Source organism: Streptomyces sp. NPDC090045 (assembly GCF_044747975.1).
Lineage (GTDB): Bacteria > Actinomycetota > Actinomycetes > Streptomycetales > Streptomycetaceae > Streptomyces.
In genome coordinates this window covers 132,487-153,857 of sequence record NZ_JBIVFA010000013.1, presented here as the reverse complement: position 1 = coordinate 153,857, position 21,371 = coordinate 132,487, and the positions used below count along the sequence as shown (strand labels likewise).

The 21,371-nt window shown below is 72.7% G+C and carries 14 protein-coding genes and 1 riboswitch; of the genes, 8 read left to right on the top strand and 6 right to left on the bottom strand.

The features are described 5' to 3' along the window. The first annotated feature begins 95 nt into the window (after positions 1–95). Complete coding sequence (locus ACIPYQ_RS29810; RefSeq protein WP_401256898.1) at positions 96–1,760, top strand: FAD-dependent oxidoreductase; 1,665 nt, start codon at positions 96–98, stop codon at positions 1,758–1,760. A gap of 115 nt (positions 1,761–1,875) precedes the next feature. Continuing rightward, a riboswitch (cobalamin riboswitch) is annotated at positions 1,876–2,102 on the top strand. Between the two features lie 172 nt (positions 2,103–2,274). Beyond that, positions 2,275–4,599, top strand: coding sequence for a 5-methyltetrahydropteroyltriglutamate--homocysteine S-methyltransferase (gene metE, locus ACIPYQ_RS29805; protein WP_401256896.1), 2,325 nt, complete (start codon positions 2,275–2,277; stop codon positions 4,597–4,599). 18 nt (positions 4,600–4,617) lie between these two features. Here metE and ACIPYQ_RS29800 read toward each other — a convergent pair whose 3' ends face one another. Further along, positions 4,618–5,283 (bottom strand): TetR/AcrR family transcriptional regulator, encoded by a 666-nt coding sequence (locus ACIPYQ_RS29800; protein WP_401256894.1) that lies wholly within the window; start codon positions 5,281–5,283, stop codon positions 4,618–4,620. 154 nt (positions 5,284–5,437) lie between these two features. Next, the gene (locus tag ACIPYQ_RS29795; RefSeq protein ID WP_362235755.1) at positions 5,438–7,504 is read right to left on the bottom strand and encodes a discoidin domain-containing protein; all 2,067 of its coding nucleotides are present in this window, start codon (positions 7,502–7,504) and stop codon (positions 5,438–5,440) included. Positions 7,505–7,756: 252 nt separating this feature from the next. On the opposite strand from ACIPYQ_RS29795, the gene ACIPYQ_RS29790 reads away from it, so the two are divergent. After that, complete coding sequence (locus ACIPYQ_RS29790) at positions 7,757–12,541, top strand: hypothetical protein (RefSeq protein ID WP_401256892.1); 4,785 nt, start codon at positions 7,757–7,759, stop codon at positions 12,539–12,541. A gap of 249 nt (positions 12,542–12,790) precedes the next feature. Here the strand turns inward: ACIPYQ_RS29790 and ACIPYQ_RS29785 are convergent, their stop codons facing one another. Then, the gene (locus ACIPYQ_RS29785) at positions 12,791–13,003 is read right to left on the bottom strand and encodes a hypothetical protein (protein WP_361765664.1); all 213 of its coding nucleotides are present in this window, start codon (positions 13,001–13,003) and stop codon (positions 12,791–12,793) included. Between the two features lie 200 nt (positions 13,004–13,203). Between ACIPYQ_RS29785 and ACIPYQ_RS29780 the strand changes: the two genes are divergently transcribed. Further along, on the top strand, positions 13,204–13,461 hold the full coding sequence (locus ACIPYQ_RS29780) for a hypothetical protein (RefSeq protein WP_401256890.1): 258 nt from the start codon (positions 13,204–13,206) through the stop codon (positions 13,459–13,461). A 25-nt stretch (positions 13,462–13,486) separates the two neighbouring features. On the opposite strand, the gene ACIPYQ_RS29775 is transcribed toward ACIPYQ_RS29780, so the two are convergent. Together ACIPYQ_RS29775 and ACIPYQ_RS29770 are read right to left on the bottom strand one after the other, a co-directional pair. Then, positions 13,487–14,689, bottom strand: a complete 1,203-nt coding sequence (locus tag ACIPYQ_RS29775) for a serine hydrolase domain-containing protein (RefSeq protein ID WP_401256888.1) — start codon at positions 14,687–14,689, stop codon at positions 13,487–13,489. 138 nt (positions 14,690–14,827) lie between these two features. Continuing rightward, positions 14,828–16,456: an AMP-binding protein gene (locus ACIPYQ_RS29770; RefSeq protein WP_401256886.1), complete on the bottom strand. Its 1,629-nt coding sequence runs from the start codon at positions 16,454–16,456 to the stop codon at positions 14,828–14,830. Between the two features lie 141 nt (positions 16,457–16,597). Between ACIPYQ_RS29770 and ACIPYQ_RS29765 the strand changes: the two genes are divergently transcribed. Further along, positions 16,598–16,954, top strand: coding sequence for a zinc ribbon domain-containing protein YjdM (locus tag ACIPYQ_RS29765; RefSeq protein ID WP_401256884.1), 357 nt, complete (start codon positions 16,598–16,600; stop codon positions 16,952–16,954). A 108-nt stretch (positions 16,955–17,062) separates the two neighbouring features. Here the strand turns inward: ACIPYQ_RS29765 and ACIPYQ_RS29760 are convergent, their stop codons facing one another. Then, positions 17,063–18,034 (bottom strand): ScbA/BarX family gamma-butyrolactone biosynthesis protein, encoded by a 972-nt coding sequence (locus tag ACIPYQ_RS29760; RefSeq protein WP_401256882.1) that lies wholly within the window; start codon positions 18,032–18,034, stop codon positions 17,063–17,065. Positions 18,035–18,136: 102 nt separating this feature from the next. Here ACIPYQ_RS29760 and ACIPYQ_RS29755 point away from each other — a divergent pair, with 102 nt between their 5' ends. The 3 genes from ACIPYQ_RS29755 (at position 18,137) to ACIPYQ_RS29745 (ending at position 21,238) form a co-directional block, all read left to right on the top strand. Next, a complete protein-coding gene (locus ACIPYQ_RS29755) occupies positions 18,137–18,814 on the top strand; it encodes a ScbR family autoregulator-binding transcription factor (RefSeq protein ID WP_361765646.1) in 678 nt (225 codons plus the stop codon). Beyond that, positions 18,811–19,764: an NAD-dependent epimerase/dehydratase family protein gene (locus tag ACIPYQ_RS29750; protein WP_401256880.1), complete on the top strand. Its 954-nt coding sequence runs from the start codon at positions 18,811–18,813 to the stop codon at positions 19,762–19,764. Before ACIPYQ_RS29755 ends, ACIPYQ_RS29750 begins: the two co-directional genes overlap by 4 nt. Positions 19,765–19,870: 106 nt before the next feature. Further along, complete coding sequence (locus ACIPYQ_RS29745; protein WP_401256878.1) at positions 19,871–21,238, top strand: phosphomannomutase/phosphoglucomutase; 1,368 nt, start codon at positions 19,871–19,873, stop codon at positions 21,236–21,238. Positions 21,239–21,371 lie beyond the last annotated feature (133 nt).

The window sequence follows — 21,371 nt, the reverse complement described above, 5'->3', positions numbered from 1 at the left end:
CCGATCGTTGTCCCGTAATCCCTCCAGCGCGAGAGGAGAGAACCAAGCGGGTGAACGAGCGAGGGAAGCGCCCTCGTACAGGGCATGGAAGAGCCATGAAGGAAAACGTCGACCACCGCGTCCCCGTCCTCATCGTGGGCGGCTCGCTGGTGGGCCTGTGCACCTCGCTCTTCCTCGGCCGGCACGGCATCAGCCACATGCTGGTCGAGAAGCACGCGGGTACCTCGATGCACCCGCGAGGACGCGGTATCAACGTACGGACCATGGAGTTGTTCCGCGTCGCCTGTGTCGAGGACCGGATCCGCGAGGCGGCCTCGGTCCTGGCGGACAACCACGGCATCCTGCAAGGCGGCTCCCTGACCGGTGAAGACCAGGAGTGGCTGTTCGAGCAGATCGATCCGGGGGGCGCACTCGCCCGTTTCAGCCCGTCGGCATGGTGCCTGTGCAGCCAGAACGACATCGAGCCGGTCCTGATGTCCGTGACCCCCGGGCTCGGGGCCGACCTGCGGTTCTCCACCGAACTCCTCTCCTTCGAACAGGACCCGGGCGGTGTGACCGCCCTCGTGAAGAACCGCGACACCGGGGAGCACAGCACGGTGCGCGCGGACTACCTCGTCGCCGCCGACGGGCCGCGCAGTCCGGTGCGGGAAGGGCTCCGGATCGGCCAGAGCGGTCCCGGTGACCTCTTCCACAACGTGAGCATCACCTTCCGCTCCCGCATGCTCGCGGACGTGGTCGGCGACCGGCGTTTCATCGTGTGCTACCTGACCAAGCCCGACGCCGACGGGGCCCTGCTGCCGGTGGACAACAGCGAGCGGTGGGTCTTCCACGCGCCGTGGCACCCCGACCGCGGCGAGACCCTGGAGGACTTCACAGACGAGCGCTGCGTCGAGCACATCCGCCGGGCCATCGGCGCACCCGACCTGGACGTCGAGATCACCGGGAAGGCCCCGTGGCACGCCGCCCAGCGGGTCGCGCAGCGGTACGTGGCCGGCCGGGTCTTCCTGGCCGGCGACTCCGCCCACGAGATGTCCCCCACCGGGGCGTTCGGCTCCAACACCGGTATCCAGGACGCGCACAACCTGGCCTGGAAGCTCGCGGCCGTACTGGACGGCGCGGCCGGCCCCGGGCTGCTGGAGACGTACGAGGCCGAGCGGCTCCCGGTGGCGCGGGCGACGAGCGAGCGCGCCTCGGCCCGGTCCGTCGAGCACAGCCACCCGGGGTACGAGCCCGACCCCGAGACCGCCCCCCGGGCCCAGTCCGAGCCCGCCCCGGGCGGACGGCAGGGCGGTGTCCTGTCCGTGGCCATGGGCTACCGCTACAACCAGGGGGCGGTCCTGGGCACCGATCCCGACCAGCCGGTCGTGCCCGAACGGATGCGTCTGTGCGGCGAACCGGGCACGCGCGCGCCGCACATGTGGCTCCACGCCCCGGGGGAGGAGCAGCAGAAGTCCACCCTGGACCTCTACGAGCGGTCCTTCGTCCTGCTCAGCTCCGAGGGCACGCCGTGGAGCGGGGCGGCGCGATCCGTCGCCAAACGGATGAACCTGCGCCTGGACGCCTACGCCATCGGCAACGGGCCGGAGGCCGAGCTGATCCCTTCGAACGGCGGCGACTGGGCCGAGGCGCACGGCACGACCGCGGCCGGGGCGGTCCTCGTCCGCCCGGACGGCTTCGTGGCCTGGCGTTCGGAGGAGGCCGTGGCTGATGAGGAATCGGTCCTCTACAAGGTCCTGACCACCCTGCTGGACCGGTACTGACCTTCCCCCCCCCGGATCCCCGCGCCGCCCCGGCGGTGCGGGGATCCTCCGTGTCCCGGTCTCGCCGCGCCATCCGGATATTGGACAACCCTGTCCGTTGGCGACGAACGCCATCTACTCTGGCCGGGCAGCTGGTTCGCACCCGTCAGCCGGACGGGGTGCGTCGTAAGAGGGAACCCGGTGGGAATCCGGGACTGCCCCGCAGCGGTGAGCGGGAACGACCGCCGTCATACGCACTGGGACCGGATCCGGTCCTGGGAAGCGACGGCCAGTAGGTGCCCGCCGGGAGACCGGCAGGCGTGCCCGCGAGTCCGAAGACCTGCCCGTTGCCCGAGCGCGAACGACCGCGCCCGGTTTCCCGGTGACCTCGTGGGCGGGTCGGCGTGCTTCAGGCGGATCGTTCCGGCGCGTACCTCAGGCGTACGCGCATCCGGCGGTCCGCCCGTTCCGGCACCCCTTCGCAGCCCAGGCCCGTCACCGGGTCCATGGAGACACGCTCGCGAAGGAGAGTTCCGTGACCACCGAGTCCGCAGCCGCGGCAGTACAGGCCACCGTGTACGGCTACCCCCGCCAGGGCGGCAGCCGGGAACTGAAGAAGGCCGTCGAGGGCTACTGGAAGGGCCGCGTCACCGCCGACGCCCTCCGGGGCACCGCCCGTGACCTGCGCCGGACCAACTGGCAGCAGCTGGCCGACGCCGGCATCACCGAAGTGCCGACCGGCGACTTCTCGTACTACGACCACGTGCTGGACACCAGTGTGATGGTCGGCGCCGTCCCCGAGCGCCACCGCGCCGCGGTGCGGACCGACGCCCTCGACGGCTACTTCGCCATGGCGCGCGGTACCCAGGACGTGGCGCCGCTGGAGATGACCAAGTGGTTCGACACCAACTACCACTACCTGGTGCCCGAACTCGGCCCGGACACCGTGTTCACGGCGGACTCCTCGAAGCAGGTCGCCGAGCTCGAAGAGGCACGGGCGCTCGGCCACACCGCCCGCCCGGTGCTGGTCGGGCCCGTGACGTACCTCCTGCTGGCCAAGCCCGCCCCCGGTGTCGCCGCCGACTTCGAGCCCCTGACCCTGCTCGACCGCCTGCTGCCCGTCTACGCCCGGGTCCTGGCCGACCTGCGCGCGGCCGGAGCCGAGTGGGTGCAACTGGACGAGCCCGCGCTCGTGCAGGACCGCACCCCCGCCGAACTGAACGCCGCCGCCCGCGCGTACCGCGAGCTCGGCGCCCCGGGCGACCGGCCGAAGCTGCTCGTGGCCTCGTACTTCGACCGGCTCGGCGAGGCCCTGCCGGTGCTGGCCAAGGCTCCCGTCGACGGGCTCGCCCTGGACTTCACCGATGCCGCCGCCGCGAACCTCGCCGACCTCGCCGCCGTCGGCGGCCTGCCCGGCAAGCGGCTCGTCGCGGGCGTCGTCAACGGCCGCAACATCTGGATCAACGACCTCGAGAAGTCCCTGTCCACCCTCGGTACCCTCCTGGGCCTCGCCGACCGGGTCGACGTGGCCGCCTCCTGCTCCCTGCTCCACGTCCCGCTGGACGCCACCGTCGAACGGGACGTCGACCCGCAGGTCAGGCGCTGGCTCGCCTTCGCCCGGCAGAAGACCGCGGAGATCGCCACGCTCGCCCGCGGCCTCTCCGGCGGCACCGACGCGATCGCGGCCGAACTCGCCGCCAACCGGGCCGACCTGGCCTCCCGCGCCCACTCCGCCGTCACCCGCGATCCCGCCGTGCGCGCCCGGACCGCGGCGATCACCGACGCCGACGGCCGCCGCTCCCAGCCGTACGAGGAGCGCGCGAGCGCCCAGCACGCCCGCCTGGGCCTGCCGCTGCTGCCCACGACGACCATCGGCTCGTTCCCGCAGACCGACGAACTGCGCGTGGCCCGCGCCGACCTGCGGGCCGGCCGCATCGACACGGCGGGCTACGAGGACCGCATCGAGGCCGAGATCCGGGAGGTCCTGGCCTTCCAGGAGAAGGCCGGCATCGACGTCCTCGTGCACGGCGAGCCCGAGCGCAACGACATGGTCCAGTACTTCGCCGAGCAGCTCACCGGCTACCTCGCCACCCAGCACGGCTGGGTCCAGTCCTACGGCACCCGCTACGTCCGCCCGCCCGTCCTGGCCGGCGACATCTCCCGCCCCGACCCGATGACCGTGCGCTGGACCACGTACGCCCAGGCGCAGACGGGCCGCCCGGTCAAGGGCATGCTCACCGGCCCCGTCACCATGCTCGCCTGGTCCTTCGTCCGCGACGACCAGCCGCTCGGCGACACCGCCCGCCAGGTGGCGCTGGCCCTGCGCGACGAGGTGAACGACCTGGAGGCGGCGGGCACCTCCGTCATCCAGGTGGACGAACCGGCGCTGCGGGAGACCCTCCCGCTGCGCGCCGCCGACCACGCCGCCTACCTGGCGTGGGCCACCGAGTCCTTCCGGCTCACCACCGCCGGGGTCCGTCCGGACACCCAGATCCACACGCACATGTGCTACGCCGAGTTCGGCGACATCGTCGACGCCATCGAGGCCCTCGACGCCGACGTCATCAGCCTGGAGGCGGCCCGCTCGCACATGCAGGTCGCCGACGAGCTCGCGGGCGCCGACTACCCGCGCGAGGTCGGCCCCGGCGTCTGGGACATCCACTCGCCGCGGATCCCCTCGGTGTCCGAGGCGTCGGCGCTGCTCCGCAAGGGCCTCGCGGCCATCCCGGCCGAACGGCTGTGGGTCAACCCCGACTGCGGCCTGAAGACCCGGGCCTGGCCGGAGACCAGGGCCTCCCTGGAGAACCTGGTCGAGGCGGCCCGCCAGGTCCGCGCCGAGGTCACCGCCGACGGCGCCTGATCCGGGGACCCGGCCGCCTCAGGCGGAGCGCGGTGGTGCGACGCGCTCCCGGACGGGCGGCCGGGCCCCGTCGCCGAAGCCGCCGGCGCAGTCGTCGCCGACGAGGCCCGCCACGTGGTCGGTGATCGTGTCGAGGATGTCCGTGGAGATCGTCGCGTCGCCGAGCACGAGGTGGTTGAGCGTCAGCCCGTCCGTCATGGCGGCCAGATAGCGGGCCAGCACGGTCACGGGGACGCGGAGTTCGAGGCCCATGTGGTGACGGAGCTGTTCGATGAGCTCGGCGTAGGTGTCGGCGTACAGCTGGTACTGGCGTCGCGCCAGGTGCTCGAAGCCGGGCCGGCGCAGGGCGTACTGCGTGAGTTCGTACGTGAGCATGTGCTCGCCCGGGTGGGCGGACACGTGGTCCCAGTACGCCTGGAAGCCGGCCCGGACGGTCTCGCGGAGGGTGGCCCTGGGCTGGACCGCCTCCTTCACCACGGCGATGCTGTGCTCGGTGATGGCCGCCATGACGGATTCGAGCAGGGCCTGCTTGGAGTCGAAGCAGTAGTGGAAGACGCTCAGTGACACGCCCGCCTCGGCGGATATCGACCGGGTCGTCGTCCGGGCGACCCCGTCTCGGGTCATCGCGCGGATGGCGGCCTCGGTCAGCTGCCGGCGCCGGTCGGCCGACGGCATCCGTGCCATGGGCGATCCCTTCGGTTCGTGCTGCTGTGCAATGCGGTGCGAGTACGGGCGGTGCGGTACGGGCGCTTCGGTGCGGCGGCGGGAAGACGGCCGGGGCCGGCCGGATCGGTGAGGATCCGGCCGGCCCCGGCACCAGGGCACCGCGTGGGCGGCGTCAGCTGCTGTAGACGCCGACCTCGTAGAGCGAGTACCCCCACTGGGTGCCGCGCTGGAGTCCGTGGACGCGTACGTACCGGGCCGGGGTGCCGGCGAACTGCGCCGTGTCCAGCCCGCCGTCACCGGTGGTCGTGGACCACACGGACTGCCAGTTCGTGCCGTCGCCCGAGAGCTCGATCCGGTACGACTTCCCGTGGGCGCGTTCCCATTCGAGGGTGACGCGCTTGACCAGACCCGGCGTCCCGAGGTCGATCTGGAGCCACTGGTCGTCGCTCCAGTCGCTCGCCCAGCGGGTGCCCGTGTTCCCGTCCACGGCCCGCGAGGGCGCGTAGCTGATGAACGGGTTCCACTCGGACGAGCTGGCCGAGGCGGGGGCGCCCGCGGCCAGGTTCACCCCGGCCTTGTGCTTCTCGGACGAGCCCCAGGTGGTGAGGTAGGACTCGGCGCCCCGGAACAGGTCGTCCACCACGTCCTGGCCGCCGGTGATCCGGATGTCCTCGATCCAGTCCGGGACCAGACCGTAGTGCGAGGCGCCGTCGGTGTTGAGGTCCCAGGTGCGCACGCCGGTGGTCTGCTTGTCGATCACCGCGCCGCCGTCGGTGCTGCGGAAGGGGTAGCGCACCGGGTTGGGGGTGTCCGCGCCGCGGGGGCCGGGCCAGCCGCCGACGCCGTTCATGTCGGTGCCGTAGCCGTAGCCGACGTTGTACTTGTCGCGCAGGGCGTTCTTGGCCTTGGCCTCCGCGCTGAAGCCCTCGGCCCCGTTCATGTACTGGGCGACGAACCCGCCGAGCTTGTAGAGCCGCTCGGTCCAGTTGTCGTCCATCCAGCTGTGCGAGGAGATGATGCCCGGGTAGGACTCGGACTCCAGGATGTCGAAGGCCCGGCCGGCGGCCTTGACGCTCATGTGGTCGATCTCCAGCATCATCTTGCGTTTCATCATGCCGCGCACCGCGTACTCGCCGAGCTCGGTGAGACCGCGGGTGTTGCACTGCGCGTCCGCCGCGTACGAGGGGACCGCCACGCCCGCCGGGAGCTGCTTCTGCGCTTCGGGAGCCGCCGCGAGACCGATGGGGTTGTCGTGCTGCGGGCCCTTGCACTTCTCGGTCTGCCAGAAGGTGCCGGTGGACAGGAACTGGCCCACGTTGATCGCCGTGCCGAGCGCGCCCTGGTCGAAGCGGACCCCGCACAGGGCGTTGTCGAACTTGTGGCACAGGAACATGCTGCGCACGCCCAGCTTGTGCAGCTCGTCCAGGCCGCGGTCGACGTCCTCCTTGCTGCACTGCGCGATGTCCAGGATCTGCTTGCAGCCGAACGGCTCGGAGGTCTCGACCCCGAGGACGACGGCCAGCTTGCCCTGCTTGACGACGTCGCGGGCCTGCGCGGAGTCGGTGACGATCCGGAACCAGCCCTTGCCCGGGCCGCCGTACATCTTGTCGATGTACGCCTGCATGTCGTACGTCTTCTGCGCCTCCAGACGGATGGCGGTCATCTCGTCGCAGCCGCGGTCCTTGAAGAAGTAGACCGAGCAGATGACTCCGTTGGTGACGAGGTCGTTGACGAGCACCCGCTGGCCGCCGCGCCAGGCGCGTTCGACCCAGGCGTAGTAGTTCTGCTGGTGGGTCAGCGAGTCGTGGGCGGGCCAGTCCTTGAAGGTCGGCCAGCCGTTCGGGTCGTGCTTGCCGTCGCCGCCCTTCGTGATGAAGTCGAAGATGGCGAGCGTGCCGTCGGGATAGTGCTCGGGGCAGTCCTTGAGCGCGTCGGCCACGCCCTGCTCGGAGAACGGCTTGCCGCAGATGAGACGGCCGCCGAAGCCCTCGTTGGACATCAGGTGGTCGTGCGCGTCGACGAAGCCCCGGACGCGTCCCTGGGAGTCGGTCCCCTTGAAGGGTTCGCCGGTGACGTTGATCTCGGAGTCGGGTGCGGGCCGGGCGACCGGGTTCCACCAGCCGGGGTCGGCGGCGGAGGAACTGGGCACGGGGCCGAGCACCATGGCCACCACGGCGAGGAGCAATGACAGGACCGCCAGGGGCCTACGCCTGTGGTGCGTGTGTCGGGTAATGGTCATCACTCACGTCTTCGGTCAGTGGATGGCGCGGTCGAGGAGCCGGATCCGTCCGGGGGCACGACGGCCACGGCCGCAGGGCACGGCTGTGGCTTGTTTGTCATGGCCCGCACAAGCGGTGGGACGAGAATCGCCACTGGCAGCAGCAGAGTCAAGAGTCCGGGACAGATGACCTGATGATGCGTCAGCCCGGCTTGATCGGATCCCCGGGCCGTGCCGCCGGCGGTGTCGGTGGCGCATGCGACGATCCCAGGCATGATCGCCTCGTTCGCCGCCCTGCTGCCCACCGCGGGTACCCACGTCTCGACCACCTACGCCGACTGGGCCGCCGCCCACGAGCCGGACGCCGCCGGGACCGCGAGCGCCGTGATCGAGGACATGCGCGCCGAACTGGGCCGCTCCCAGGGCAAGCCCGGCCGGTTCGTCGACACGATGGCGGCGCGGGCGCGACGGCTGCCGCCGGCGCACCTGCCGTGGTTCTGGGACACCGTGGGCCACCGGCTGATCGGTTACGGGAGCCGCCCCGGCGGGCGGGCCTACGCCGCGGCGCGGGAGGCCGAGGCCCGGCACGGGCTGCCGGTGGACCCGGACTACCGCCGGGCCAACGCGCTGCTGTTCGCCACGGGCGGGGCCATGCCCGCGAAGGAGTTCGGGGCCCACCAGCGGTTCCTCGCCGAGACGTTGGAGCCCGCCGCGGCGCACGCGGCCCTGGACGCGTTCCTGACGGCGTGGGCGGGCTCGCCCGCGGACCTGCCGGCGGATCTGGTGCGCCGCGTACGGGCGTCCGCGAAGGCGGCCGGGCACGGGGACGAGGAGGTCGCGCGGCTGGTGGGCGCGATCCTGTCGGCCACCCGGAAGAAGTCGGTGCCGGACGCGCTGCTGACCGCCGCGGAGCAGGTCCTGACGGCCCATCGGCCTGCGGACACGGTCGCGGCCGGGCTGGTGGACGTCTTCCCGGACGGGGTCACCGACGGCGGGGCGTGGCTGCGGATGCTGATCGGCTGCGGCGCGGCCGAGGCGATGGAGAGCGGACGGGTGGTGCCGGAAGGCGGACTGCACCACTGGGTCGGGAACTTCGTCCGCATGTACCAGTACGCGGCGCAGTCCGGCGGAGGCGTCGCGCGCCAGCCGCTCCCGGCGGAATTCCTCGACCTCGTGGGCCGGCTGGGACCGCGGCTGCGGGCCGCGGGCGACCCGGTGACCCTGCACACCACCCGGCACCACTACCAGGGCTTCGACGCGGACGTGCTCGACGCCTGCCTGGCGGCCGGGGCCGCGGTCGTCGACCCGGGTCCGGAGACGCGGATGCGGTTCTGGGGCGAGCGGTCCCGGCGCGACCTCGTCGCGCTCGCCGCCGACCCGGTGTTCGGACCCCGCCTGGAGGGGACCGTACACGCGGGTCTGACGCCCCACTGGTCGACCGCGCACCACCGCCGGCCCGGGTCCGCGGTGACGCTGCTGCCGGGCAACGAGGGCATCGCCCACGAGGTGGCCGGGCGGGTCGCCAAGCTCGTCGACACGGTCGCGGGCGGCGGCATGGCGGGGGCCGAGGAGGCCGTGGCCGAGCTGGAGACCCTGCTGGACCGGCCGACGGTGACGGCGCTCGGCGGGATCGCCGACGCCCTCGCCGGGGCGGGCGCCGCGGGCGCGCTGCGACGCTCGCTGACGGCCGGCCTGCCCGAGGAACTGGCCTGGCCGGCCCTGGAGTCGGTGTACGCGCAGTTCGCGGCGGAGGCCGGGACCGACGGAACGGAAGGGGGGCTGCCAGAGGCGACGGAGGTGACGGTAGTCGCCGGGGTGTCCGGGGTGACCTGCACCTGGCCGGTGCTGACGGTGTTCGGGCGCGACCGGGCCGTCGCCGTCGCCCCGGACGGGGTGCGGGGCTCCTGCCGGTTCACCGTCCCGGACGGGGCGACCATGTACGCCGTCCACTACGTCGGCGGATCATTCCTGGTGAGCTGGACCCTCAAGCAGAGCCCCTACTACTGCGACACCGCCGTCTGGGCCGACCGCCCCGCGGAGCCGTTCACCCCGGACCAGCTGAGCGGTCTGGTGCCGTTCGCCGGCAGCCTGGACGGGGCCTACGGCTTCCAGTTCGAGACCGCCGACGGGGGCGGGCGGCACGGCGGCACGCTCGTATTGCGACCGGGCGGCACCGAGGGCATCGACGGGGACGAGCTGCTCCTCGGCGACGGCTCCCGGATCTGGACCAACGCCGTCTTCGGGCGGCGGCCGTGGGAGGTGGTGGACCCGGTCACCGGGGAGCGGCAGGGGGCGAGCCCGCTGCCGGACTTCCCGGGCCGCCCCGCGAGCGACGATCCGGCCGCGGAGCCGTCCGAGACCGGTATGAGCCTGGCCGCGGAGGCGCTGCAGCTGGCGCCGCTGCCCACCGGTCTGGCCGGTTCTCCGCTGGGCAGCCGGGACGGGCTGGTCGGGACCCGGGTGCTGTTCCGCACCCGGCACCGCGACCACGCACCCGACCACTACCTGGTGGAGAGCGTGGACGGCCGGACGGCCCGCTTCGACATCGACCGGCCCGGGCAGGAGCCCTGGGCCCTGTGGGCCCCGCCGGAGGGCGCGGTGGAGGACGTGGTCCTCGCCGAGGCGCAGACCCGGACGGGCGTACGCGCCTACGCCGCCGACGGCGTCCTGCTGTGGGAACTGGACGGACACCACTCGCCCCGGAACCCGCGGGTGAGGCCCGCCCGGCAGGTCACCGTGTCGGGCGGGGTGGCCCTGCCGCCGGCCTTCTGGTACCTGCTGCGGACCCGGGACGCGGCCGGGTCCCGCGCGCTGCGGACCGTGGGCGGGCAGACCGCGGACACCCTGCTGACGGCCGCCCTCGACGGCCCGGCGGCGCTGCGCGCGGCGGTGGCCCGGGAGTTGCCGGAGGTCACCGACCCGGTGTTGGCCGAGGCCGTCGTGGCGGTGGCCGGGCGGGCCGCCCGGGTGGAGGAGCGGCGCCGCGCCCTGCACCGGCGCGTCACCCTGCTCACCGAGGCCGCGCCGGCCCCGCCCCGCCGGTCCGCGCCGGACACCGAGCTGCTGCCCGCGCTGTTCGGGCTGGTCTCCAAGGGGGAGCGACCGGCCCGGGACGCGGCCCTGCCGGCGACGCTGGGCGCGCTGGCCGCCGACGGCGCCTGCCTGGCCGGGACGATCGTGGAAGAGGTGCGGCGGCTCTCCCCGCCGGCGCCGCCGCACGACTGGTCGCAGCTGCTGGGCGCGGTCGACGCCGCGGCGTGGCGGGCCGTGGTGGAACCGACCCCGGACGCGGACCGGGCCGCGCTGCTGGCGCTCCTGGACACCTGGGCCGACCAGCCGTTCGCCCGCGCGGGCAGCCGGTGGTGGGTGGGCCGCGCCGACGCGGGGACCCTGGACGGGCTGCGTGCGGGCGGTACGGCCGTGGTGTCCGCCGCGGTGCGGCCCGGCGGTTCGCAGTGCTGGTTCGTCGCACCCGCAGCGGAAGACGCGACCGGGGACGCCGGCGGCGGTCCGGTACCGGCGGCGGCGCTCGCGCAGGCCCGGCTCGTCCGGGTGGAGCGGGACGACGCCGCCCGGCTCCGCGCCCTGGTCGAGGCGGTCGACGCGCACGGCCCGGTCCCGCTGCCGGAGGCCGCGGCCGCGCGCTTCGCCGAACTGACGGGCGTACGAAGGGCCGTGGCCCGGCTCGTGGTGGCCGGTCTGGTCGGCCGGCCCGGCCGGGACGAGGACCGCGCCCTGGCGCGCAAGGCCCCGTACAAGGCGACCCCGACGACTGCCGAGGCGTACGAGCGGCTGCGCGCGCGGCTCGGGGGCGCGGGACGGCGGGCCGTCCTCGCGGCGGCCCTGCCCGAGGACCCGGCCGAGCTGTGGCGGCCGGGCGGGGTCCTGGCGGCCGTGGAACGGATGGCCGGGGTGTGGCGGGAGCTGATCGGGGCGCAGCCCGCGGTGCACGACGAGGCGGCCGACGCCCTGGAGGCCGACCTCGGCCTCTGCGAGGTGTGGGCCCGGCGGCTGGCGGGCGGCTACGAGGCCGCCGAGGACACGACGGCGGCAGCGGCCGGCTGGGAGCTGGCGGCGACCCGGTACGGCAACAAGGTGGAGGTCAGGGCCGTGCCGCCGGCCGGACCCGAGCTGCCCTACGGAACCCCGGTGGGCCTCTCCCTCGGGCGGATCGCGAGCGCGCTGGTGTGGGCGTGGACGGACCGGCCCGCCGGCGATCCGGCGGTGGCCGGGGCGATGGCCCTGTACGAGCGGCTGCGGGCCGAACTGGCCCGCCCGGAGCTGCTGCTGGAGCTGCCGGGCGGGCTGGTCCAGGACGGCCCGACCCCGATCGCCGAGCAGTTCGGGCCGGGGCGGCTGCCGGTGGTGAAGGGCCGTTACGCGGAGGAGGGCCCGGTGACCGTGACCGCGTACGACTCCGGGCCGCTGGTGGTGTGCACGCCCGGTGGCGCCGCCTTCCTGAGGCCCGCCGCGGTTTCCGGCCCCGAGGCCTGGCAGCGGCTGCGCACGATCACCGGCCTCGCCGAGGCACTCGACCGGGTGGCCCCGCTGCTGCCCGGTGGCGGGCTGGAGCGGATGATGCTCCGGGCCCGCTCGGGAGCCCTGCCGGCCGGGACGTACGAGGCGGACCCCCGCCGGTCCTGCCCGGAACTGGTCGAGCGGGTGGGTCAGCAGATCGGCGCGGGCGCGGACGCCGCGGCCCTGTACCTCCAGCTGGCGGCCCTGGCCGCGCCCACCGACCGGAACGTGCGGCGGTGGAACGGCTGGTCGGCCCGGCAGCACGGCCAGGCCCGCGCCGAACTCCTCGCCACCGGCACGGTGGTGGAGGCCAAGCGGGCGAGGGCCGGCCGGACCCTGTTCCTGCCCGGCGAGTGGAGCGAACTGAAGGCCCCGCACCTGCCGATGGAGACCGCGAAGCTGGAGACCCACCTGGTGCGCCCGCTGTGGCGGAGCGAGATCCGCGCCCCCTTCGTCCGCGTCCTGCCGACAGCGCCCCTGCACGAGATGTTCGCGGAGGCCTGGGCGCGGCTGTCGGGCGGGCCGGGGGCCACCCGCTAGGGCGTGTGCGCCAAGTGGCGCCGGCCGCCCGAAGGGCGGGGCAGGCGGGACTTTGGAGATGTCCCGCGGGCCGTGGCGGTCGGCCAGGTGCCCCACCGGGATGCCGGCGATCAGCCCGGCCACCACCGCGACGCCGACCGGGGCGGCGCTGAGCGCGCCCGTGGCCGATACCGTGAGGCCTCGGCTCGTTGTCGGGGAGCAGCGGCGCCGGCCCCGAAAGGGGCGGTCACGGCCACTCGTTGAACGGGGTCAGGGTTCGCGGTCCATGACGCGGCGGGCCGCCTCGGCCTCGGCGGCGGGAGGAGACAGTTCGTCCAGGGTGTCGAGCTCGTCGTCCGAGGCCAGCTCCCGCTCCCAGGCGGCCGCGAGCCGCTCCTGCTCCTCGCGCGGCCGGCCGGTGACGGCCTCCCGGTGGTGGGGGTCCAAAGCCGCGAGGAAACGCCCGATCGCGTCCGTCGGCATGCCGTGCTCCTTTTCGCCGTGGGGGAGGGGCGGCGGCCACTGCGCCACCGCGCCCCGGCCCAGGATGGCGAACCCGGACGGCGCCGGCGGCCCGACACGCTGCTCGCTCCCGCGGGGTGAACCGAGGTGCACCCGGCCCACGCCGCCGGTTCGCCGGTGTCGGTCCTGCGGGACGCCCGCGGGCGGCCTACCGTCGGGGTATGAGCGAATTCGTCGTCGTGTACGAGCTCGACGAACCGGCAGAGGACGGCCGGCTGCCCGTGCACCGTGTGCACGCGGCGCCGGCCGCCCCCGGCATGACGGCCGTCCCCGGCCCGCGGACCTTCTGCGGCCGGGACACCTTCGCGATGCAGAGGGCCTCGTGGCAGCCGCCGGGGCAGCCCGGCTCCGCGTGGTACGACCCCCAGTACGCGGGCCGGGTCTGCCCCGCCTGCGACGACGCGGCGGGTGACGGCTGAGAGGTCAGGACGCCCGGAGGACGCGTCAGCGCTCCGCGTTGTGCTCGGGCAGGTCCATCTCGGCCGGGGCGAAGCCGAAGCCGCGCTTGGTGCCCTTCGCGGGCTGCTTGCCGCAGAACGCGGCTTCGAGGGTTCCGCCGAGGGCGGTGTTCGCCGAGCCCTTGTTCGAGGTGTTCGCCATGGCGGCGAGGCTGCGCCGGCCGTCGCGCGTGGAGAAGGCGTACGTGTAGAAGCCCTGCACGGTACCCGTGTGCCCGTAGACCGACGTGCCGCAGGAGAGGTCGTAGCGGCGCAGGCCGAGCCCGTAGAACCGGGTGTTCGTGGTGTCGGTCGGGGTCACGGTGATCATGGCGTCGAGCATGGGGGCGGACAGCAGCCGGCCGCCGAGCAGCGCGGACGTGAAGGTGTTCAGATCGGCCGCGCTGGAGATCACCGCCCCGGCGGACTGGGCCCACGACACCGTCTGCTCGGTGGAGTCGACCAGGGGCGTGCCGGCCTCGTCCGGGTGGAGGTAGCCGCGCGCGTGCAGCCCCTTGATCTGCGTGGTGGGGTGCACGTAAGAGGTGTTGCGCAGCCCCAGCGGCTTGAAGATGCGCCGCTCGTACTCCGTGGCCACCTTGTTGCCGGTGGCCTTCTCGATGAGCATGCCGACGACCACGAAGTTGGTGTTCGAGTACTTGTACGCCGCGCCGGGCACGGTCGTCCGCGGTTCGCGCAGGGAGAGGTCGACCAGTTCCTGATAGGTGAACACCTTGTTGCGCACGGACTCGAAGCCGGGCACGGTCTTCGCGAACATGGCATCGGTGTAGTCCGCCAGGCCACTGCGGTGGCTGAGCAGATGACGCACGGTGATCTTGTCGTCCGGCAGCAGACCGGGCAGGTAGCGGTTGACGGGGGCGTCCAGCTCGATCCGCCCCTCGGCCACCAGCTGCAGCAGCACGACGGCGGAGAAGGTCTTGCTGACACTGCCGATCCGGAAGCGGGCCTGGGTGTCCATGGCCGATCCCGTGGTCTTGTCGCGTACGCCCTCGGTCCTGGTCCGGACACCGAGGGGGCCGCTGAAGCGGGCCATGGCGCCCGGCGCTCCGGCGGCGGTCGTGCTGCGCAGTGCCTGGCTCACCCCTTCGAGGTCGGGGGAGAGGGCGGGGGCGGCCTGGGCGCTGGTGGCGGGAGCCACCGCGGCCGTCACCGCCAGCAGGGCTGCGCTGAGGGCCAGACGTCGGTTCATGGGCAGGGGCACGGTGTTCCTCTGGTCGTTCGGCAGGGCGGAAAAAGGGGCGTCGTGGACCGGTCGGCCGACCGGCCCACGGGCCCAGAGAAGATCATCTGACAGGATCGGCAGGGGTGCCAATGACAACGCGCGGTTCTACGAGGGCAGTTCCAGCAGCCGCACGGCGGCCTCGCGCATCTCCACCTTGCGGATCTTTCCGGTGACGGTCATGGGGAACTCCTCCACGACGTGCACGTAGCGCGGGATCTTGAAGTGGGCCAGCCTGCCGTCGCAGTACGCCCGCACGGCGGCCGCGGTCAGCGGCTCGGCGCCCTCGTGCATCCGCACCCATGCCATCAGCTCCTCCCCGTACTTCACGTCGGGCACGCCGATGACCTGGACGTCCAGCACGTCCGGGTGGGTGTGGAGGAACTCCTCGATCTCGCGCGGGTAGAGGTTCTCGCCGCCGCGGATCACCATGTCCTTGATCCGGCCGGTGATGCTCACGTAGCCGTCGTCGTCCATGACCGCCAGATCGCCGGTGTGCATCCAGCGGGCCGCGTCGACGGCCTCGGTGGTCCGCTCCGGCTCCTCCCAGTAGCCGAGCATGACCGAGTAGCCGCGGGTGCACAGTTCGCCCGGTTCCCCGCGCGGCACCGTCAGGCCGGAGTGCGGATCGACCACCTTCACTTCGAGGTGGGGCCCGACGCGGCCGACGGTGGACACCCGGCGTTCGACCGAGTCGTCGGCGCGGGTCTGCGTGGAGACGGGCGAGGTCTCCGTCATCCCGTAGCAGATGGACACCTCGGTCATGCCCATCCGGTCGATGACCTCCTTCATGACCTCGACCGGACAGGGCGAGCCGGCCATGATCCCCGTCCGCAGGCTGGACAGGTCGTAGGCGTCGAATCCGGGATCGGCCAGCTCGGCGATGAACATGGTGGGGACGCCGTAGAGGGAGGTGCACGACTCCGCCTCCACCGCGGCGAGGGTGGCCGCCGGATCGAAGGACGGCGCCGGGATCACCATGGCCGCGCCGTGGCTGGTGCACGCGAGGTTGCCCATCACCATGCCGAAGCAGTGGTAGAAGGGCACCGGGATGCAGACCCGGTCCTGCTCGGTGTAGTGGCACAGCTCGCCCACGAAGAAGCCGTTGTTGAGGATGTTGTGGTGCGAGAGGGTCGCGCCCTTGGGGAAGCCGGTGGTCCCCGAGGTGTACTGGATGTTGACCGCGTCGTTAGGGCTCAGCGCGGCATGCGCCCGGGCGAGCCGCGCCGGGTCGCCCTGCCGGCCCCGCTCCAGCAGGGAGGTCCACAGGGGCCCGCCGAGCAGGGCCACGAACTCCAGCGCCGGGCAGCGCGGCCGCACTTCCTCGATCATGGCCGCGTAGTCGGAGGTCTTGAACCGGTCCGCCGCGGCCAGCAGCCGGATCCCGGACTGCCGGAGCACGTACTCCAGTTCGTGGGAGCGGTACGCGGGGTTCACGGTGACGAGGACCGCCCCGATCTTGGCGGTGGCGTACTGCACCAGCGTCCACTCCGCCCGGTTGGGGGCCCAGATGCCGACGCGGTCGCCCTTGACGATGCCCAGGTCCAGCAGTCCGAGCGCGAGGGCGTCGACGTCGGCGGCCAGCTCCGCGTACGTCCACCTGCGTCCGGCGGCCACGTCGACGAGGGCGTCGCGGCCGGGGAACCTCCGCGCGGTGCGGTCCAGGTTCTCGCCGATCGTGTCGCCCAGCAGCGGCACTTCGCAGACCCCGGACGCGTAGCTCGATGCGGCAGACACATGGACCTCCTGGACTGGGTGGCGGGAGCGGGGCCCGGCGGTCCGGCGTCCCTCGTGAACCGCGCCGACCGGACTCTCGCACACGCCCCAGCAGGGACGCGTGTGCCGACCTGCGAGAATGGCCTGAAATATACTGACGGGGTGACTGAGACCCCCCTGCCCCCCTGCCCCGAGTGCGCCGGCACGTTCGCGTACGAGATGGGCGCGCTCCTCGTCTGCCCCGAGTGCGGGCACGAGTGGCCGCTCGCGTCCGCCGAGCCCGGTGAGGCCCCCGGAGAGCGGGTGATCAAGGACGCGGTCGGCAACGTGCTGGCCGACGGCGACACCGTGACGGTCGTCAAGGGCTTGAAGGTCAAGGGCAGCCCGACCGGAATCAAGGCCGGCACCAAGGTGCGCAACATCCGTCTCGTCGAGGGTGTGGACGGCCACGACATCGACTGCAGGATCGAGGGCTTCGGCTCCATGCAGCTCAAGTCCAGCGTGGTCAGGAAGGTCTGACCGCAACGCCCCGCGCTGCGCGGGGAAGGGAAAGGCGCCTGCCGGGCGGGGACCCGGTCAGGCGCCTTCGTGCATGTCCCGGCGGGCTGCTCCGGGGTGGACGGGGGGTCAGGAAATGGCGTAGGCGCGGAGGGGGGCGTGCGCCGGGGTGGTGATCGTCGCGGTGGCGGTGAAGACGTCCTCGCCGTTCTGGCGGGCCAGGACGCGCACGGGATGGCGGCCCGCCGCGGTCGTCTCCCCGGTGGCCGGGGCCGTCTCGATCCAGCAGGGCGAGTTCAGCTCCGCGTAGCGGAAGAACCGCATCTCGATGTCGGTGAGGACTCCCCGCCGGGGGAAGGCGGATGCGTACGCGGCCTGGCGCACGGCTTCCAGGAGCAGCATGCCCGGGGCGTGGTCGACGGGGTGGTCGAAGAGGATCGGGTGGTTGATGTCGGTCCGGAGCTGGGTGCGGAGGGCGGAACTGGTGGGGGAGAGGACCACGTCGTGGAAGCGGTCGCGGCCGACGCGGCGGGGCGTCAGCGGCGGCGGCAGCGGGATGATGCGGGCGGCCACCTGGTCGAGGTCCGCGTTCGTACCGCGAAGACGCTGGTAGACGGCCTCCGGCTGGTTGGTGAAGCCGGCCTGGGCGGTGCCGAGGAACTCCCCGTCGCGGGTGGCGGTGACGTGCATGGTGAGGCCCGCCAGTCTTCGGCCCCGGCGGGTGATGCCGGAGCAGCTGATGTGGAGCACGATGTCGGCCGGTACCGGGCCGACGACGAGGGCCTCCGGGTTCGCCGAGTAGCTGAAGGTGTCCCAGATCTGACGGTGGCCGAACGGGACGTCGTAGGCGACGTGGCTCAGGAGCGGGATGGCCTGGCGGACCGTTTCCGCGAGGAGGAGCGGGTCGTGGTGGCCCCCGTCCGGCGTGTAGAAGCTGTGGGTACGGGGCCACTGGGCGGTGACGACGTACTCGTCGGGGGCGACGGTGCGCCACCCGGTGAGCAGGACTTCGGAGTGTGCGCTCTTGTGTACGTACTCCCGCGGTAAGGCGCTGCTGAGTGCGGCTACGGACGAGACGGAGTGATCAGCTGACACAGTCATGGTTGAGCCCCCCTGGACATCGGACATGAGCTGGTGCTTGTGTGGCGCTGGGTCCTAAAATAAAGGATGTTCGTTTTTTTTGTCGAGAGAGATTGGGTGTCCATGTCAGAGCGGAAGCAGCAACGCGCGCCTCAACTCAGGGCAGTTCAGACCAAAGCAGCCATCCTGCGTGCCGCCGCAGAGGTCTTCGACGAGTTCGGCTTCAGCGGGGCCAGCATCAGCAAGATCATGAAGCGGGCGGACGTCACCCAGGGCGGGATGTACTTCCACTTCAGCTCCAAGGAGGAGCTCGCCTACGCCGTGATGGTCGGCCAGGGCGACGGCCTGGTCTTCCCCGAAGGGGAGGACGGCCTGCAGCACCTGGTGGACATCACGCTCTACCTCGCGGAGGAGCTGCGGCACAACCCGGTACTCCGCGCCGGCGTCCGACTGGCCGTGGAACAGGGCGAGTTCGGCCTGCGCGACGACGTCGCCTACCAGGCCTGGGTGCTGGAGTTCCGCCAGCAGCTGCGCTTCGCCCGGGCCAAGGGCGAGCTCCAGCCGGACGTCGACGACCACGAGCTGGCGTGGGTCCTGGTCAGCTCCTTCACCGGCGCGCAGCTCTTCTCCCAGGCGTCCACCGGACGGGCCGACCTGCCGCAGCGCATCGCCTCCCTGTGGCGCTACCTGCTTCCCGCGGTCGCCACCGAGGGCACCCGCGAGAACCTGCGCCTGACGCTGCGTCCGACGCGGCAGCCGGCGTCGAGGGAGCCGGAGACCGGGCCGGAGCGGCGGGGTTGAGCGCCCGCCGGATCGTCGTCACCGGAGCGACGGGCTTCGTGGGGTCGGCGGTCCTGCGCCGGCTGGCCGCGCAGGACCCGCAGGCCGTGGTCCGTACGGTGTCCCGTACGCGTCCCCCCAGCGCATACGGAGGGCGCTGGGTGGGCGCGGATCTGGCGGACGCGGAATCCCTGCACGGAGTGTGTGACGGCGCGGACGTCCTGCTGTCGCTCGCCTGCTTCATCGGACCGGACGCCGACCGCTGTACGGCGGTCAACTCCACGGGAACCGCCGCCCTGATGGCCGAGGCGCGCCGGGCGGGCGTACGGCGCATCGTCCAGCTGTCCACCTGCGCCGTCTACGGGCCGGGACCGCACACGGGGCAGGACGTCGGCGAGCTGACGACCGCCCCGGTGTCGGCGGCCAGCAGCAGCCGGCTGGCGGGGGAGGAGCCGGTGCTCGACGCGGGGGGACTGGTCCTGCGCGCGGGGCTGGTGCTGGGCAGGGGCGACCGGTGGGTCGTACCGGCCCTCGTCGACGCCTTCCGGCGCGTACCGGCGGCGTGGGGCGGGGGCGCGGGGCTGGCCTCCTTCGTCGACGTCGACGACCTGGCGCGGCTCATCGCGGCGTTCGCGCTCGGGGGCGGCGCGGCGGCCGGGGCCGCGGGCGTCCTGCACGCCCACCACCCGGTGCCGGTGCGCAACCGCGACCTCATGGACACCCTCGCCGACCACCGGGTGCTCCCGGCGAGACCCGCCGCCGACTGGCCGTGGCGCAGGTGTCTGGACACGCTGGCCACGACCCCGGGATGGGTGAGCGAGCGGCAGTTCACGCTGCTGGCCCGGGACCACTGGTACCGCGCCGACGAGGCATGGCGACTCGCCGGCATCGCGCCGGGACCCGGCCCGCTGAGCCGGCTCGGCGCGGCGGCGCAGTGGTACCGGGAGAGGGGCGCCGCCGCCCCGGGCTGAAGGCGATCTGCCAAAGCCTCGGCGGGTTGGGGGGCGGGCGGGCTGTGGTGGGGAGGGCGGCGGGTAGCGTCCGGAACACAGCCGGTCACCCCCCGAAGGAGTGCACATGCCCGATCTTTCGAACATCGTCAAGGCGTATGACGTGCGTGGCGTCGTGCCGGACGAGTGGGACGAGTCGTTGGCGGAGCTGTTCGGTGCCGCGTTCGTGGAGGTGACGGGGGCTTCGGCGATCGTGATCGGTCATGACATGCGGCCGTCGTCGCCGGGTCTGTCGGCGGCGTTCGCGCGGGGTGCGGCCGCGCGGGGTGTGGATGTGACGCTGATCGGTCTGTGTTCCACGGACCAGCTGTACTACGCCTCCGGTTCGCTGAATCTTCCGGGTGCGATGTTCACGGCTTCGCACAATCCGGCGAAGTACAACGGGATCAAGCTGTGCCGGGCGGGTGCGGCGCCGGTGGGTCAGGACACGGGGCTCTCGCAGATCCGTGAACTGGTGGAGAAGTGGTCGGAGTCGGGCGCTCCGGCGGTGGCCGCCGGCACGGTTGCGGGCACGGTGACGGAGCAGGACAGCCTTCCCGGCTACTCCGCCCACCTGCGGGGGCTGGTGGACCTGGCGTCGATCCGTCCGCTGAAGGTGGTCGTGGACGCGGGCAACGGGATGGGCGGTCACACCGTCCCGACGGTGTTCGAGGGCCTGCCGCTCGACGTCATCCCGATGTACTTCGAGTTGGACGGTACGTTCCCCAATCACGAGGCGAATCCGCTGGATCCGAAGAACATCGTGGATCTGCAGGCGCGTGTGCTGGCGGAGGGTGCGGATCTGGGTATCGCGTTCGACGGGGACGCGGACCGCTGCTTCATCGTGGACGAGCGCGGTGAGGGCGTCTCCCCGTCCGCGATCACCGCTCTGGTCGCGGCGCGCGAGCTGGCCCGCAACGGCGGCACCGGCACCGTGATCCACAACCTGATCACCTCCTGGTCCGTCCCCGAGGTCGTGCGTGAGAACGGCGGCACCCCGGTCCGTACCCGCGTCGGCCATTCCTTCATCAAGGAGGAGATGGCGAAGACGGGTGCGATCTTCGGTGGTGAGCACTCGGCGCACTACTACTTCAAGGACTTCTGGAACGCGGACACGGGCATGCTGGCCGCGCTCCACGTCCTGGCGGCGTTGGGCGGCCAGGACGGCCCGCTGTCGGCCCTGGTGGCTTCGTACGACCGGTATGCGGGTTCGGGCGAGATCAACTCGACGGTCGCCGACCAGGCGGACCGCCTGGCGGCGGTGAAGGCCATTTACGCCGGCCGCAGCGATGTGACGGTGGACGAGCTGGACGGTCTGACGGCGACGGGCGAGGACTGGTGGTTCAACGTCCGCGCGTCCAACACCGAGCCCCTGCTCCGCCTGAACGTGGAGGCCCGCGACCAGGCCACTCTGTCGAAGGTCCGCGACGAGGTCCTGGCCCTCATCCGGGCGTGATGTTCATCGGTCAGGGGCGGATCCCCCGCCCCTGACCAGGCCGCATCTTTCAGCGGTGGCCAGCACATCCAACCCTTGACCGTCACATTTCAGCGGTGGCCGGCAAATCCAGCCCCGCCGGCGTTTGAGTGGG